This is a genomic window from Bacillus sp. 7705b, assembly GCF_002289525.1.
GTDB lineage: Bacteria > Bacillota > Bacilli > Bacillales > Bacillaceae > Bacillus > Bacillus halotolerans.
The window spans coordinates 1-1360 of sequence record NZ_NSDH01000080.1 but is presented as its reverse complement, the minus strand read 5'-3'; the positions used below and the strand labels follow the sequence as shown (position 1 = coordinate 1360).

Annotated in this window: 1 protein-coding gene; it reads right to left on the bottom strand. The window is 55.5% G+C overall.

Going from position 1 to position 1360, the window contains the following annotated elements:
- The coding region (locus CJU60_RS21265; protein ID WP_255238369.1) for a condensation domain-containing protein at nucleotides 1–1360 on the bottom strand (1360 nt) is incomplete at both ends.

Below are 1360 nucleotides of genomic sequence, written 5' to 3'. Positions count from 1 at the left end.
GGCTTCCCGCCCTCCGGGCGTGTCCGAAGCGCCAGGGTGTTGACGAACATTCCAAGTATCGGCTCAAGATCTTTGTGAGGACGTCCGGCAATTGGTGACCCGACGATGATGTCTTCCTGTCCGCTTAAGCGCGCCAATAACGCTGTGTAAGCTGCCAGGAGCACCATGTACAGGGTGCTTCCGTTCTCGCGTGCGAGTTTGTGAAGCCCGGCTGTGAGTTCTTGATCGAGCGTAAATGAGACTTGATCACCCGCGAAGCTTCGCACCGGCGGCCGGGCGTAATCAGCCGGCAGGTCCAGTACGGGCAGCTCGCCTTCGAGCTGCTTCAGCCAGTACGCCTCCTGCGTCTTGTACGTGTCTCCTTTTTTAAAGGCCTCCTGCCATACGGCATAGTCTTTATATTGAATGTGAAGCGCAGGTAGCTCCTGATTGGCGTACAGCTCCCCGAATTCCCGAATGAGCGTATTGACTGACACACCGTCTGAAATAATGTGATGCATATCGACCAGTAATAGATGCCGCCCGTCTGATACCTTGACGATTCCCGCCCGGAACAGCGGAGCTTGGCTGAGGTCAAACGGCTGGATAAACGCTGCCGCGGCTTCCTGTTCAGTTTGTCCGCCGAGCACAGAGGTGTGGAATGTAAACGGCACTTCGTCATGGATGCGCTGAACCGGCTCGCCGTCTGTGTCCGTTGTAAAGGACGTGCGCAGTGACTCGTGGCGTTTGATCAGCTTTTTGAATACGGCATCCATTCTTGTAAGATCCAGCTTTCCTTCCAGCTCCAAGACTGCCGGCATATTGTAGCCTGTGCCTCCATCCTCCAGCTGCTGGAGCACATACATCCGCTTTTGGGCGGAGGAAACCGGGTAGGTCTCGCGTTTTTCAGCCGGCTTAATGGCTTCATACGGACTTTCCGTTCCTTCGCTGATGACAGAAGCCAAACCTTCTACCGTCGGATGGGCAAACACATCCTTCAGCGGCACTTGGACGCCGAATTCCTTGGCGATCCGGGAGACAAGCGCGGTGGCTTTTAAGGAATGGCCGCCCCGGTCAAAAAAGTTGTCGTGAATGCCGACAGGTCCGCTTTTCAGCACTTCCTCCCACAGCTGGGAAAGCTTCATCTCTGTCAGGTTTCTCGGCGCTGTGTAGGTTTCCCGATCTGCCGCTCCGTCAGGAGCAGGCAGCGCTTTTCGGTCGAGCTTTCCGCTCGGGGTAACCGGCCATTGTTCCATTTCAATGATATGAGCAGGAATCATATAGCCCGGCAGCAATGCCTCAAGCTGCTTGCGCACTTCATTTCTTCCGAGCCCTTCCGCATACGCACATAATTCCGCCTCGCCGCTTTCTGTACGAACAG